Origin of the sequence: Paenarthrobacter sp. YAF11_1, from assembly GCF_052113445.1 — a bacterium.
In the GTDB taxonomy this organism is placed as follows: Bacteria; Actinomycetota; Actinomycetes; order Actinomycetales; family Micrococcaceae; genus Arthrobacter.
This window is the reverse complement of sequence record NZ_JBFRDF010000001.1, coordinates 424115-438123: the sequence shown is the minus strand read 5'-3', so window position 1 is coordinate 438123 and position 14009 is coordinate 424115. Positions and strand designations below refer to the sequence as shown.

The following is a 14009-nucleotide window of genomic DNA, read 5'->3' as shown; positions in this document are numbered from 1 at the left end:
GTATGGCCTCAATTGTTGCTGCCCGCCCCGCTGCGCCCGCTGTCCTGCCGCCCCTTGTTGAACCGGCCGCCGAACTCACGCCGGCCGAGGTGGAGCGATACTCCCGGCATCTCATCATTCCCGAAATCGGTGCTCTGGGCCAACGCAGGCTTAAGAATGCCAAAGTGCTCGTCATAGGCGCCGGTGGACTTGGTTCTCCAGCCCTCTTGTACTTGGCGGCGGCCGGCGTTGGCACACTCGGAATCGTGGACGATGACGTGGTGGACCTGAGCAACCTGCAGCGCCAGGTCATCCACGGCGTGAAGGACGTGGGCATCCCCAAGATCGAGTCTGCCCGCAACGCCATCAACGAACTCAACCCGCTGGTGAACGTTGTCCTGCATGACATCCGGCTGGACTCATCCAACGCCCTGGACGTGTTTGGGCAGTACGACCTCATCCTCGATGGCGCGGACAACTTCGCCACGCGTTACCTGGTCAACGATGCCGCAGCGATCCTCGGCAAGCCCTACGTGTGGGGTTCCATCTTCCGGTTTGACGGCCAGGTCAGCGTGTTTTGGGCCGAGCACGGCCCCACGTACCGGGACCTCTATCCTGAAGCCCCTCCTGCCGGTTCGGTGCCTTCCTGCGGCGAGGGCGGAGTCTTCGGCATGTTGTGCGCAGCGGTTGGTTCGCTCATGGTGACCGAAGCCGTGAAGCTGATCACCGGCGTCGGGCGTTCGTTGCTGGGCCGGGTAGCGCTCTTTGACGCGCTGGGCGGCAGTTGGCGGGAGATCAAAGTATCCAAGGACCCGGAAGCCGAACCCATCACTGAACTGACGGACTACGAAGCTTTCTGCGGTGTGACGCCACCGGCAGCAACCGACCAGGAGCACACTGTGTCCGCCACGGACCTTGCTGCGATGCTCGCAGAGCGTGAGTCGGGGGAGCGGGATTTCGACTTGGTTGATGTCCGGGAATCGGGGGAGCACAGCATCGTCAGCATTGACGGTTCAGTCCTCATTCCGCAGGGCCGTATTCTCTCCGGCGAAGCGTGGGTGGAGTTGCCCCAGGACAAAGACATCGTTTTCCACTGCAAGGCCGGCACGCGCTCGGCTGCTGTATTGGAGGCTGCGCGGAAAGCGGGTTATACACGGGTCAGGCATCTCGACGGCGGTATCCTCGCCTGGGTGCGCGACGTCGAGCCGGCGAAACCCGTTTACTAGGACGATTCCCGCCGCCCTCCGTGCTGGCAAGCCCGCCATGAGCGGATGCCTGGGGCGGGGGGAAGGCGTGGCCCCGTCTGCTCAGGCGCTCTCTGAGCGGAGCTGCTGGTGGTCCACGGGGCATTCAGCGGCCGGGGCTGCAACCTGGGGCTGTTCCACCTGGATTCCGTAGAGTGCCTCAAGGGCTGCGACGTAGTCATCCTGCTGACCGTTGGCGGCAAGTTCGCGTGCACGGACTGTGGGGATGTGGAGGAGCTGCTTGACCATGCGGCGCAGTGCGAACTCCACCTCTTCGGCGGCAGCTGTGCAACCGTGACGGGCGCGGACCTTTTCCATTTCGGCGTCCAGGACGTTCATGGTGTGGCGGCGAAGCGCCACGATGGCCGTGTCCACGGAGCGGGCTTCGCGCTCGGATTCGAAGGACGCGGCCGCGCCGGTGACGATTGCACTTGCCTGGGACAGCGACTCTGCCTGTTCCTGGGGTGCAGCGAGCCGGACGGACTCAAGCGTCAAGAGCTCAACGCCGTCGAGTTCGCCCACCGCGGGGTCGAAATCATGGGTGAGGGCGAGGTCGATGGCGATCAACGGCTTGCCCGATTCCGCCCGGACACGGGCGAGGTCCGCGGCCTCGACGCGGTTGTCGGATCCGCTGCAGCCGATCATGACGTCAGCTGCGGCAACAGCGGCGGGGAGGGTGTCGGCGTCGAGCGCTGTTCCGCCGCGGGTGGCGACGAAACCTTCGGCGCGGCCGGACGAGGAGTATACCGAAACCTCGGTGCAACCCCGTTCGCGAAGCAATGACATGGTGGCGCCTGCGTAGGCGCCGGTGCCGAACACCACAACTTTCTTGGTGGACCAGTCGTCATTCTCGGCGAGGTCGGTTGCGAGGTCCAGGGCGACGGAAACGATGGAGAGCCCGCGCGAGCCGAGGGCGGTTTGTGCGCCTACATCCTTGGCGGTCTTGGAAGCTGCCTGGAACAAGCGGACCAGCCCGGAGCTCGCTGTGCCTTCCTGCTGGGCGGTGATCAGTGCCCGGCGGACCTGGCCGGCGATCTCCCGCTCACCCACCACAGCGGAGTCCAGTCCGGCGCTCACCGCAAAAAGGTGCCGGGTGACCTCCGGACCGGTGTGCGTGGCGAAGGAACGGGAAACCAGGTGCTCATTGAGTCCGCTCAGTTCGCTGATCTGGGAGACCAAGGCGGATCGCGCCGCCTCGAGGTCTGCGCCAGGGGCCGTTTCACCGTAAACCTCATAGCGGTTGCAGGTTGCCAGGACTACGGCGCCGGACACCACAGGGGAATCCGTCAGGGTTGTCGAGGCAAGCCCAGAGGAACCGTTGCTCAACTGAGCGACAGTTTCGAGGTCGATGTCGGCGTGTGTAGCCACCAATGAGAAAAGAACCACAGCACCCCAATCATAGCTTTTTCGTAGCCCGGTAGAACAATATGGCACCGTGGCGATCCACACGCAGGGGAGTGATCGCCGCCACAAAGGCCCCGGAAGCGCCCAACGTGACAGCTTGTCGTTATCTTTTGCCCCGGATTTTCGGCACAATCGAAAGCATGACTTCTAGCTCGGCAGCATCCAAGAGTACGGCCTCCAACGCCCCGGCGGGAACCCTCGACGCCAACCACCCGCTGAAGGACGGCCGGACCTCGGATTCGCCGTTGATTACGGCCTACCGCGGCGGCACGCCGTCCCGCAGGCCCGTGTGGTTCATGCGTCAAGCCGGCCGTTCCCTGCCCGAGTACCTCAAGGTACGCGAGGGTGTCGCAATGCTGGACTCCTGCCTGCGTCCGGAACTTGCGGCGGAAATCACCCTCCAGCCGGTTCGCCGCCATGATGTTGATGCGGCCATCTTCTTCTCCGACATCGTCATCCCGCTGAAGCTGGCAGGCGTTGGCGTGGACATCGTCCCCGGCGTTGGACCCGTCCTGGATAAGCCTGTCCGCACGGCCGCTGATGTGGCAGCCCTTCCCACGCTGACGTGGGAGGCGCTGGAACCCATCCGCGAAGCCGTCCGCCTGACTGTTGCCGAACTCGGGAAAACCCCGCTCATCGGGTTCGCCGGTGCACCGTTCACCTTGGCGGCCTACATGGTTGAAGGCAAGCCTTCCCGGGACCACCTTGGACCCCGGACCATGATGCACGCCGATCCTGAAACCTGGGCTGCACTGGCCAATTGGGCGGCAGATACCTCTGGAATGTTCCTCCAAGCCCAGCTCGAAGCGGGTGCTTCGGCTGCTCAGCTCTTCGACTCCTGGGCAGGCTCCCTGGGCCTGGCTGATTACACCAAGTACGTAGCGCCGGCATCCGCCCGGGCGCTGGACCATGTCCGTGGCCTGGGTGCTCCGTTGATTCACTTCGGTACGGGTACGTCCGAGCTCTTGGTCGCCATGCGCGATGTAGGGGTGGATGTGGTGGGGGTTGACTACCGACTTCCGTTGGATGAGGCCAACCGCCGTTTGGGCGGCACCGTCCCGCTGCAGGGAAACATCGATCCCGCCCTTCTCTCTGCTCCGTGGGAGGTCCTTGAAGCCCACGTCCGCGAGGTCATTGCGGCCGGAGCCCATGCGCCGGGACATGTGCTGAACCTGGGCCACGGAGTGCCTCCGGAAACGGATCCCACGGTCCTGACCCGCGTCGTGGAACTTATCCACTCCATTCCCTCGGAGTAGTGCCGATGCGCGGGGGACACGCAACGCCCAGGACGCCGGCGGAAGGGCCATCGGCCATTGTGGTGGGCGGTGGCATCTCGGGCCTGATCGCTGCCCGTGAACTTGCCATGGCCGGCTTTGCCGTCACCATCCTGGAAGCGGCCGACGCCTGGGGCGGCTGCGTGGGAAGCCATGTTGTTGCCGGGCTGCATCTGGACAGTGGAGCGGAATCGTTTGCCACCCGGTCGCCGGCTGTTGCCGACCTCGCCCGCGAGCTTGGCCTGGCGGACAAGATTGTTGCCCCGCACCCCGGAGGTGCCTGGGTGCAGTTGCCCGACGGACCGCAGGAACTACCCAAAACGGGAATCCTGGGCATCCCCGCCAATCCTTGGGATCCGGAAGTCCGCCGTTCTTTGGGACTCGCTGGAGCCGTCCGTGCCTCGTTGGACACATGGCTTCCCGCGTCTCTTGGCACGTCTTCGGCTGTCACCAGTGTTTCCGCGCTGGTCCGGACCCGTATGGGCAAGAGGGTCCTTGAGCGGCTGGTTTCCCCGGTGGTGGGCGGTGTCCATTCGGCCGACCCCGATCTTCTGGATGTCGATATGGTTGCGCCAGGCCTGCGGGCGGGTATCCGTCAGCATGGTTCACTGGCTGCCGCTGTTGCGGCCCAGCGCAGGGCCGCCACCGGCTCCGCCTCCGGACCGGCGAAGGCTGGGTCCGCCGTCGCGGGCTTGGAAGGCGGCATGAATTCGCTGGTGACGGCCCTTGTGGCAGACCTGCGCGGACGCGGCGTTGGCCTGATGACCGGAATGCGCGCCGACGCGGTGGCGAAGACCACGGACGGCTGGCGGGTCACCGCCGGCGGTTCCATTTACGACGCCGGCCGGTTGGTGGTTGCGCTGGACGGCCCGGCCGCCGTCGGGCTTCTTGAACAGTCCTTGCCGGAATTGTCCGGCTTGCGTCCGGCCCCCGGGCCACTGGTGAGCTTGGTGACCATGGTGGTGGACCTGCCCGAACTCGACCGAAGGCCCCGTGGGACTGGAATCCTGGTGGCGCCACAAACTCCTGGAATCAAGGCCAAGGCGTTGACCCACGCAACGGCCAAATGGGACTGGTTGGCTGGCGAGGCCGGCCCGGGGACGCATGTCCTGCGCCTGTCCTATGGCCGTCGTGAAGAAGCTGCCGGGGGAGCGGACATCGTCCTCGATGATGAGTCGCTCCTGGCCGCTGCCGTGGCGGATGCCTCCTCACTGTTGACGGTGCCGGTATCACGGGCGGACATCGTTGATTGGGATGTGGTGCGGTGGGCTGGCGCCTTGCCGTTCGCCGCCGTCGGTCATAAACAGCGCGTCGGGCAGGTACGTGCCGCCTGCGCTGCGACCCCGGGCTTGACGGTTGTTGGAGGCTGGCTGGCGGGGAATGGCCTGGCCGCGGTGGTGGCCGACACCCGGTCACAGCTCGCCGCAGCCGTGGCCGAGGATCCATCCAAACTGTGATTTGCATCACTTCTACGTGTTGTAGAAGTGATCCGTTTCGACTTAGCGGCTGGCACGGGGCAAACTTGAACCATGAGCCACACTTCTGCCGAATCTGTCACTAAAACTGCTGAAACCGAAGAACAGTTCTACACGCTGTGGACGGTCTTCAAGCGCTCGGCCGACGTCCTGCGCAGCGGCGATGCTGCCCAGGAATTCGAAGCCCTTGCGGAGAAGCTCGCTGAGGGTGGCGTCATCCTCCGCGGCAGCTACGACGTCTCGGCGATGCGCTCGGACGCGGACATCATGGTGTGGCTCCACGGCCCCAAGCCGGAGGACCTGCAGGCCGCCGTCCGTTCCATCCGTCGCAGCAAGCTTTTCGCCGGCACCGACATCGTTTGGTCCGCCATGGGCGTGCACCGCGAAGCCGAGTTCTCCAAGAGCCACGTGCCGGCGTACGCCCGCGGAGTCGAGCCGAGCACCTGGCTCTGCGTCTACCCGTTTGTCCGCTCCTACGAGTGGTACCTGCTTCCGACGGACGAACGCGGCAAGATGCTCCGCGACCACGGCCTGCTGGGACGCGAATTCCCGCAGGTCATCTCCAACACCGTTTCCTCCTTCGCGTTGGGTGACTGGGAATGGATCCTTGGCCTTGAAGCACCTGAACTGGTGGACCTGGTAGACCTGATGCGCCACCTGCGCGCCACCGAAGCACGCCACCACGTTCGTGAAGAAATCCCCTTCTACACCGGCCGCCGTGTCACGGCTGCCGAGATTGCCGAGGTTCTCGCATGACCGGCCCCGCTGTCTCCACTGCACTGAACGCCGTCACGGAGCGTGGCCGCCAGGAAGCAGCGCGGTACGACGCCGTGCTCCTGGCGTCCTTCGGCGGTCCCGAAGGCCAGGATGACGTGATTCCGTTCTTGCGGAACGTCACCCGTGGCCGCGGCATCCCCGATGAGCGTCTCGAAGAGGTCTCGCACCACTATCGGGCCTTCGGCGGCATCAGCCCCATCAACCAGCAGAACCGGGAACTGAAGGCTGCTATCGAGGCTGAACTGGCCCGCCGCGGCATCGAACTGCCGGTTCTTTGGGGTAACCGCAACTGGGATCCTTACATCGCCCCCGTACTCCAGGACGCCTACGACGCCGGACACCGCCGGCTCCTGATGCTCACCACCAGCATCTACTCCTGTTACTCCAGCTGCCGCCAGTACCGCGAGGACATCGGCGTCGCACTGACGGAAACAGGGTTGGACGGCAAGCTCCAGGTGGACAAGATCCGCCAGTACTTCGACCACCCCGGCGTCGTCCAGCCCTTCCTGGAAGGTACGTCTGCGGGCTTGGAAGAGATCCGTGGCAAGCTCGCCGCTGCTGGCGAGGCTGATCCCGATTCGAAGATCCGCGTCCTGTTCGCGACGCACTCCATCCCGACGCGGGATGCCGAGGCCGCTGGCCGTTCCGAGGACGAGCCCCGCGAATTCGCGGAAGGCTCGGCTTATGCTGCGCAGCACTTGGCCAACGCCAAGGCCATCATGGATGTTGTGGCGCCCAACGTCGCCTGGGACTTGGTGTACCAGTCCCGGTCCGGCGCCCCGCACATCCCGTGGCTCGAGCCGGACATCAACGACCACCTCGAGGAGATCGCCCCCCAAGGCGTCCGCGGCGTCGTCATTGTTCCCCTCGGCTTCGTCAGCGATCACATGGAAGTTGCCTGGGACCTCGATACTGAGGCGCTGGAAACCTGCAAGAACCTGGACATCGCGGCAACCCGTGTTCCCACCCCGGGTACGCACGCGGCTTTCGTGTCCGGCCTGGTGGACCTGATCTGCGAACGCACGGTGGAGAACAACATCGCCGAGCGCCCCCATGTCACGGACCTTGGACCCTGGTACGACGTCTGCCGCCCCAACTGCTGCGAGAACTTCCGTGGGGCGAAGCCCGTCATTTCAGAAGTTGGCACCACGGTGGGCATCGGCCACGATGCCTACCCGGCTGCGGAGGCTGCCAAGTGACCGTTCGCATCGGCACCAGGGCCAGCAAGCTGGCCCTGACGCAGACTCGGCAGACGGCGGACAAGTTGTCCGCGGTTGGCGGCTTCCCGATAGAGCTGGTGCATATCAAGACAGAGGGCGACGTCAAAACCGGCTCCCTTTCCCAGATGGGCGGAACGGGCGTATTCGTCGCCGCCTTGCGTGATGCGTTGCTGGCCGACACCTGCGATGTCGCCGTGCACTCCCTCAAGGACCTGCCCACCGGCGCAGCCCTTGGACTGAGTATCGCCGCAACGCCCAAGCGGGTTGATGTCCGTGACGTTCTCTGCGCACGGGACGGTATGACACTTTCCGAGCTTCCGGGCGGGGCCAAGGTCGGCACAGGTTCACCACGCCGCGCTGCCCAGCTCCGGGCAGCCCGGCCGGATATCGAGGTTTTGGACATCCGCGGCAACGTGGACACCCGCCTCGGCCGGGTTCCCGGCCTGCCGGGCAACATCACGGATGAGGTTGTGCAGGGCAAGTCCTGCGATCTCGACGCCGTGGTGTTGGCCGCCGCTGGATTGGAACGAATGGACCGGCTGGATACTGTCAGCGAGTTCTTCGAAACCAACGTCATGTTGCCCGCACCCGGGCAAGGTGCGTTGGCCATCGAATGCCGGACTGAGGACGCTCCGCATCAGTCAGGGTCCGCTGCGGGTTCACACGGTGTGCTGGCCCAAGCTTTGGCGGCATTGAACGACGACGACACCCGGCTGGCCGTGACAGCCGAGCGTGCCGTGTTGGCCAGGCTCGAGGCCGGCTGCGCCGCTCCGGTGGGCGCCTATGCCTTCCGAAAGGGCAGCATGCTGCACCTGGAAGCAGTGGTCTGCGCCGTGGATGGCACCAAGACCGTTCGTGAGAAAAAAGCCACCGATGGGCTCACGGAAGTCGGCGCCACGTTGCTCGGCATCGAGGTGGCTGAGTTGCTGCTCGCTGCCGGTGCCGCGGAGATCGCGGACCTTGCCGCGTCCTGAACCGCGTGATCCACAAGGGCTGACCGGTCGGCGCATCTTGATCACTAGGAGCGCCGACCGTGCCAAGCCGCTGGCGTCGTTGCTGACCAGTCTCGGGGCCGCACCCTTGGTGCTGCCCCTGATCGATTTTGAACGGGCAAAAGACCAAGCACCCCTCGACGATGTCCTGGACCGCCTGGCCGCCGGTGAATTCGATTGGTTGGTGATCAGCAGCATCACCAGTGCCCGTGTCCTTCTTGAGAAGGCTGCAGAGCGGGGCACAACCCCGGCGGGCTTGGTTCCGGCAGGTACCCGCGTGGCCACCGTCGGCCCGTCCTCGTTGAGGGTCCTGGAATCCATTGGACTCTCCGTCCACCTTGCGCCAACGGAGCTTCAGTCTGCCGACGGACTGGTGGAACTGTGGGAGCCCGCACCTGCCCGGGTGCTCCTTCCCCAAGCCGATATCGCGGCACCGGGGCTGCGGGAAGGCCTGGCGTCAAAAGGTGCTGAGGTGACCTGCGTGGTTGCCTACCACACCGTGGACTACCCGGCCGGGGCGGGACTTCGCCTGACGGCGGAACTGCCCACCGCCGTCGAGGTTGCCGGGGACGACCTGCCGGCAGTGCTCAAACCGGAAGAGGCACGGGCTGCCCTCGACGCAGGAACTGTGGACGCCGTGGTGGCTGCCTCGCCCAGCGCCGCACGCCGCATCGCCGAAACCTTGCTGCCGTTGGGCGGCTGCCGGCTGATTGCGATCGGGCGTCCGACGGCGGCGGAAGCCTCGCGCCTTGGCCTCACCGTAGCTGCCACAGCCAAAGAACCAACTCCGGACGGCATCGTGGCCGCCTTGGAATCTGTTTTCGCCAACGAAGGGAACCCGCAATGAGCTTTCCAAACCATCGTCCCCGCCGTCTGCGCACAACTCCCGCCATGCGCAGGCTCACCGCAGAGAACCGGCTGGCACCTGCGGACCTGATCCTCCCGGCGTTCATTCGGGAGGGCCTTACCGAACCCAGCCCCATCAGCTCGATGCCGGGTGTGGTACAGCACACCACTGATTCCCTGAAACGTGCTGCTGCCGAGGCTGTGGAGCTTGGCGTGGGCGGCATCATGCTGTTCGGTATCCCCGCGATGCGCGATGCACAGGGTACGGCTTCCCTCGATCCGGAAGGCGTCCTGAACAAGGCCATCCGCGACGTCAAGACTGAGGTGGGCGACGACTTGGTCATCATGGGCGACGTTTGCCTGGACGAGTTCACGGATCACGGCCACTGCGGGGTCCTCGACGCCGATGGCTATGTAGACAACGACGCCACACTGGAGATCTACGGGCAGATGGCTGTAGCCCAGGCCGACGCGGGCGCCCACGTACTGGGGCCCTCGGGCATGATGGATGGCCAAATCGCCGTCATCCGCCAGGCGTTGGAGGAATCCGGCCACAAGAACACCGCTGTCCTGGCCTACGCGGCCAAGTATGCCTCAGCGTTCTACGGTCCGTTCCGTGAAGCGGTCGACTCCCAGCTCAAGGGTGATCGCCGCACCTACCAAATGGATGCGGCCAACCGCCGGGAGGCCATTTTGGAAGTGGAACTGGACCTTGAAGAAGGCGCCGACATGGTGATGGTCAAGCCTGCCATGAGCTATCTGGATATCCTGGCCGACGTCGCAGCGATGAGCCCGGTGCCGGTCTCGGCCTACCAAATCTCCGGTGAGTACGCCATGATCGAAGCGGCTGCGGCCAACGGCTGGATCGACAGGCGCGGTGCCATCACCGAATCCGTCCTGGGGATCAAGCGTGCCGGAGCCGATACCGTGCTGACCTACTGGGCCTCCGAACTGGCAGGCTGGCTGAAGGAGTCCTGATGACATCCGTTCCCTCTGACCGCGGTGCGTCCTCGGACCCGGCCGCGCCGGTAGCGGCCAACCACATCCTCCTGGGCTTGAACACTTTTGGCGACGCCGGCGTCGACGCCGACGGGAACCCCAAGGAGCACGCCCGCGTCCTTCGCGAACTCCTCGAAGAAGCGAAGCTGGCCGACGCCGTCGGGATCCATGCCTTCGGGGTGGGAGAGCACCATCGCCGGGACTTCGCCGTGTCCGCACCGGAGGTCTTCCTTGCGGCCGCGGCCGCAGTGACGTCCCGGATTCGCCTTGGCTCGGCCGTTACGGTGCTGAGTTCGGATGATCCCATTCGTGTTTTCCAACGTTTCTCCACCGTGGATGCGCTGTCCAACGGCAGGGCTGAAGTGATGCTGGGCAGGGGCTCGTTCGTTGAATCCTTCCCACTGTTCGGCCTTGACCTGGCTGACTACGAAGTCCTTTTTGAGGAGAAGCTGGAGCTTTTCGACAAGGTACGTGCCCAGAAGCCGGTTCACTGGGAGGGCCGAACCCGCCCCAACGTCAACGGCCTGCAGGTGTACCCGAAATTGCAGCACCACTTGCTGCCGGCCTGGATCGGCGTAGGCGGAACACCCGAGTCCGTGCTGCGTTGCGCTGAATACGGCTACCCGATCATTTTCGCCATCATCGGGGGAGAACCCCGCCGCTTTGCCCCGCTGGTGAACCTGTACCGCGAAGCGATGGCGAAGTACGGTCACCCGATGCGCCAGATAGCAACGCACTCGCCAGGCTTCATCGCCGATACGGACGAGGCCGCCCGGGAGGAGCTCTTCCCGCATTGGCTGGACCAGCGGAACAGGATCGGCGCCGAGCGCGGCTGGGGTCCGGGAAACCGAGGTGAATTCGAGGCCATGTGCGGTCCCGAAGGCGCCCTCTACGTGGGCTCGCCGGAAACTGTTGCGCAGAAGATCGTCCTGCTCAAACGCACCTTGGGTGTGGACCGCTTCGACCTCAAGTACAGCAACGGGACCCTGCCCCACCAATCCATGATGCGCTGCATCGAGCTCTACGGCACCGAGGTGGCCCCACGGGTTGCCCGGCTGCTCCAGAATCACTGAAAGAATAGGAACCATGTCTTCCAACACCCCTGTGTCCGACCAGCTCTTCGACCGCGCCCGGTCCCTCATGCCCGGAGGAGTGAACTCCCCGGTCCGTGCCTTTGGATCCGTAGGCGGCAACCCGAAGTTCATGGTTTCGGCCAAGGGCGCCTACCTTACGGACGCCGACGGCAAGGAGTACGTGGACCTCGTCTGCTCCTGGGGGCCTGCGCTGCTGGGCCATGCCCACCCTGCCGTGCTCGATGCCGTGCACGCAGCCGTGGACCGCGGCCTGTCCTTCGGGGCTTCCACCCCGGATGAGGCCAACCTGGCCGAGATCGTCAAGGACCGCGTATCCGCCGTCGAGCGCCTGCGCATGGTGTCCACTGGCACCGAGGCGACCATGACCGCCGTTCGCCTGGCCCGTGGCTTCACCGGCCGCAACCTGATCATCAAGTTCGCCGGTTGCTACCACGGCCACCTGGACGGTTTGCTGGCCGCCGCAGGTTCAGGCGTGGCCACCTTGGCCCTTCCGGGCTCGGCAGGCGTCACCGAGGCCACAGCGGCTGAAACCCTGGTTCTGCCCTACAACGATCTCGCCGCGGTGGAGGCCGCCTTCGCCACCCACGGTAAGAACATCGCCGCTGTGATCACTGAAGCAGCTCCCGCCAACATGGGCGTCGTCACGCCGGGAGAGGGCTTCAACGCAGGCCTGTCCCGCATCACCACGGAGCACGGGGCCCTCCTGATCGTGGACGAAGTCCTGACCGGGTTCCGCACCGGCTACTCCGGCTACTGGGGCCTGACAGGCCGCCAGGAAGGGTGGGCGCCTGACCTGCTCACCTTCGGCAAGGTCATCGGCGGCGGAATGCCGACGGCGGCACTTGGCGGCCGTGCCGACGTCATGGACTACCTTGCTCCCGTTGGCCCGGTCTACCAAGCGGGCACGCTGTCCGGAAACCCCGTGGCCATGGCCGCCGGCGTAGCGACACTGACCCATGCAACACCGGAGGTCTACGCCTACGTTGATGCCCGGTCACTGGAGCTCTCCGCGGCCCTTTCGTCTGCCCTGGATGCTGCAGGCGTTGACCACTCCATCCAGCGGGCAGGGAACCTGTTCTCGGTTGCCTTTGGTACCTCGGCGCGCGGCGTGCACAATTACGACGACGCGCAGGCTCAGGAGAGCTTCCGCTACGCACCGTTCTTCCACTCCATGCTGGACTCGGGCGTTTACCTTCCGCCCTCCGTCTTTGAGGCATGGTTCCTGTCTGCGGCCCACGACGACGCAGCGATGAACCGTATCTTCGAGGCTCTTCCCGCAGCGGCCCAGGCTGCTGCGGGCGCTAAGGCCTGACCCTGTCGATGCCCCGGTCAGGTGCGGAGAGCACTTGGCCGGGGCATTGCTGTCTCCGCACGGGGTAGGCTCGTAGGTGGAAACCCACCCCCAACGAACTAACGGTTTACCATGCGCAAGACCCAGACAATTGCATCCTTCGGTGTAAGCATCGCGACGGCTGGAGCTTTGCTCGCCATGGCGTCCGGCTGCTCAAGCGGCAGCGGAAGCACCGCTGTATCCCCAACAGCAGGGACGGCGTCGCCCTCTGCCTCATCGGCGTCAGGCACTCCGCAGGCAGTAACCCCGCCACCCAGCACTTCACAAGCGGCACCCTCGCCCTCCGCTGCCCCTGCCGCCAGTGCCCCTTCGGCCGCAGAGCAACAGTTGGCGGCGTTGAGCCTTGAACAGCGGGTAGGCCAACTGTTCATGGTGGCGGCCAAGGCCACCGGCGCCGAGCCTGGAACCATGCAGGCGTTGAAGGAATATCATGCGGGCAACGTCTACCTGAGCGGCCGCAGCAAAGCAGGCAGTGCTGCCACCGCTGCCGTCGTGTCGTCGTTGACGGGAACTGTTTCCGCTGCCACCACTGGCGGTGTGCCTCTCTCCGTGGCCACCGACCAGGAGGGCGGGTATGTCCAGGTTCTTTCAGGACCGGGGTTCTCAACGATTCCCACCGCGCTGGTGCAGGCAGGGGCAGGGCAGGCAAAGCTCCGGGCCGACGCTGCGATCTGGGGCAAAGAGCTGCGGAGCGCCGGCGTCAACGTCAATCTCGCTCCCGTGCTGGACACGGTCACCAGCCCGGAGTTTGCTCCGTCCAATGCCCCCATCGGCCACTTCCAACGCGAGTACGGCTATTCACCCGCCACGGTGTCGACCCTTGGCAATGCGTTTGCCGATGGCATGAAGGACGCAGGCGTGGCGCCTGTAGTGAAACATTTCCCCGGCTTGGGCAGGGTAGTCCCCAACACCGATGTCACCAGCGATGTCAGGGATACCTCCACCACCCGAAACGATCCCGCCTTGGAGCCGTTCCAGGCCGCCATCACATCAGGTACGCAGTGGGTCATGGTATCGAATGCCTACTACGACAAGATTGACCCCGCGAACATCGCACCCTTCTCGCCTATGGTGATGGACACCATGTTGCGTGCAGACGCCGGCTTCAAGGGGATTGTTCTTTCCGACGACCTCTGCAGTGCCGCGCAATTGGAAGCCTGGTCCGATGCAGACCGCGCCCTGAACTTCTTTGGTGCCGGTGGAACCATGCTGGTGTGTGCAGATCCTGCGAGCATTCCTGCCATGTACCAGGCCGTGGTGAAGAAAGCCACAGCTGATGCCTCCTTCCGCGCCAAGGTGGATGCCGCCGCCCTCACAGTGCTGCGGGTCAAAGCGGGACAATGACCACAGCAAA

12 protein-coding genes are annotated in these 14009 nt (G+C 64.9%); 11 read left to right on the top strand and 1 reads right to left on the bottom strand.

The genetic code is table 11. From position 1 onward, the window contains the following. Positions 1–2 precede the first annotated feature (2 nt). Positions 3–1205: a molybdopterin-synthase adenylyltransferase MoeB gene (gene moeB, locus AB4Y77_RS02135; RefSeq protein WP_442012858.1), complete on the top strand. Its 1203-nt coding sequence runs from the start codon at positions 3–5 to the stop codon at positions 1203–1205. Between the two features lie 81 nt (positions 1206–1286). Here the strand turns inward: moeB and AB4Y77_RS02130 are convergent, their stop codons facing one another. Beyond that, positions 1287–2609 carry a glutamyl-tRNA reductase gene (locus AB4Y77_RS02130; RefSeq protein ID WP_442012857.1) on the bottom strand — a complete coding sequence of 441 codons (1323 nt, stop codon included), beginning with the start codon at positions 2607–2609 and terminating at the stop codon, positions 1287–1289. A 158-nt stretch (positions 2610–2767) separates the two neighbouring features. On the opposite strand from AB4Y77_RS02130, the gene hemE reads away from it, so the two are divergent. The 10 genes from hemE (at position 2768) to AB4Y77_RS02080 (ending at position 13999) form a co-directional block, all read left to right on the top strand. Continuing rightward, a complete protein-coding gene (gene hemE, locus AB4Y77_RS02125; protein ID WP_207594081.1) occupies positions 2768–3883 on the top strand; it encodes a uroporphyrinogen decarboxylase in 1116 nt (371 codons plus the stop codon). 5 nt (positions 3884–3888) lie between these two features. Next, positions 3889–5358 carry a protoporphyrinogen oxidase gene (gene hemG, locus AB4Y77_RS02120; RefSeq protein ID WP_442012856.1) on the top strand — a complete coding sequence of 490 codons (1470 nt, stop codon included), beginning with the start codon at positions 3889–3891 and terminating at the stop codon, positions 5356–5358. 72 nt (positions 5359–5430) lie between these two features. After that, positions 5431–6132, top strand: a complete 702-nt coding sequence (gene hemQ / locus AB4Y77_RS02115; protein WP_089595661.1) for a hydrogen peroxide-dependent heme synthase — start codon at positions 5431–5433, stop codon at positions 6130–6132. Next, positions 6129–7352 (top strand): ferrochelatase, encoded by a 1224-nt coding sequence (locus tag AB4Y77_RS02110; RefSeq protein WP_442012855.1) that lies wholly within the window; start codon positions 6129–6131, stop codon positions 7350–7352. The genes hemQ and AB4Y77_RS02110 overlap by 4 nt, the downstream gene beginning before the upstream one ends. Then, positions 7349–8347: a hydroxymethylbilane synthase gene (gene hemC / locus AB4Y77_RS02105; protein WP_442012854.1), complete on the top strand. Its 999-nt coding sequence runs from the start codon at positions 7349–7351 to the stop codon at positions 8345–8347. Before AB4Y77_RS02110 ends, hemC begins: the two co-directional genes overlap by 4 nt. 37 nt (positions 8348–8384) lie before the next feature. Continuing rightward, positions 8385–9212, top strand: coding sequence for a uroporphyrinogen-III synthase (locus tag AB4Y77_RS02100; protein WP_442012853.1), 828 nt, complete (start codon positions 8385–8387; stop codon positions 9210–9212). Continuing rightward, positions 9209–10189 (top strand): porphobilinogen synthase, encoded by a 981-nt coding sequence (hemB, locus tag AB4Y77_RS02095; RefSeq protein WP_442012852.1) that lies wholly within the window; start codon positions 9209–9211, stop codon positions 10187–10189. Before AB4Y77_RS02100 ends, hemB begins: the two co-directional genes overlap by 4 nt. After that, on the top strand, positions 10189–11283 hold the full coding sequence (locus tag AB4Y77_RS02090; RefSeq protein ID WP_311212786.1) for an LLM class flavin-dependent oxidoreductase: 1095 nt from the start codon (positions 10189–10191) through the stop codon (positions 11281–11283). The genes hemB and AB4Y77_RS02090 overlap by 1 nt, the downstream gene beginning before the upstream one ends. A gap of 13 nt (positions 11284–11296) precedes the next feature. Continuing rightward, on the top strand, positions 11297–12616 hold the full coding sequence (hemL, locus tag AB4Y77_RS02085; protein ID WP_442012851.1) for a glutamate-1-semialdehyde 2,1-aminomutase: 1320 nt from the start codon (positions 11297–11299) through the stop codon (positions 12614–12616). Positions 12617–12727: 111 nt separating this feature from the next. Beyond that, positions 12728–13999, top strand: coding sequence for a glycoside hydrolase family 3 N-terminal domain-containing protein (locus tag AB4Y77_RS02080; protein WP_442012850.1), 1272 nt, complete (start codon positions 12728–12730; stop codon positions 13997–13999). Positions 14000–14009: the final 10 nt, after the last annotated feature.

Coding starts and splice junctions, on each gene's coding strand:
- hemQ (WP_089595661.1), top strand. CDS start 5,431: ATGAGCCACACTTCTGCCGAATCTGTCACTAAAACTGCTGAAACCGAA.
- moeB (WP_442012858.1), top strand. CDS start 3: ATGGCCTCAATTGTTGCTGCCCGCCCCGCTGCGCCCGCTGTCCTGCCG.
- hemG (WP_442012856.1), top strand. CDS start 3,889: ATGCGCGGGGGACACGCAACGCCCAGGACGCCGGCGGAAGGGCCATCG.
- hemB (WP_442012852.1), top strand. CDS start 9,209: ATGAGCTTTCCAAACCATCGTCCCCGCCGTCTGCGCACAACTCCCGCC.
- AB4Y77_RS02090 (WP_311212786.1), top strand. CDS start 10,189: ATGACATCCGTTCCCTCTGACCGCGGTGCGTCCTCGGACCCGGCCGCG.
- AB4Y77_RS02110 (WP_442012855.1), top strand. CDS start 6,129: ATGACCGGCCCCGCTGTCTCCACTGCACTGAACGCCGTCACGGAGCGT.
- AB4Y77_RS02080 (WP_442012850.1), top strand. CDS start 12,728: ATGCGCAAGACCCAGACAATTGCATCCTTCGGTGTAAGCATCGCGACG.
- hemL (WP_442012851.1), top strand. CDS start 11,297: ATGTCTTCCAACACCCCTGTGTCCGACCAGCTCTTCGACCGCGCCCGG.
- hemE (WP_207594081.1), top strand. CDS start 2,768: ATGACTTCTAGCTCGGCAGCATCCAAGAGTACGGCCTCCAACGCCCCG.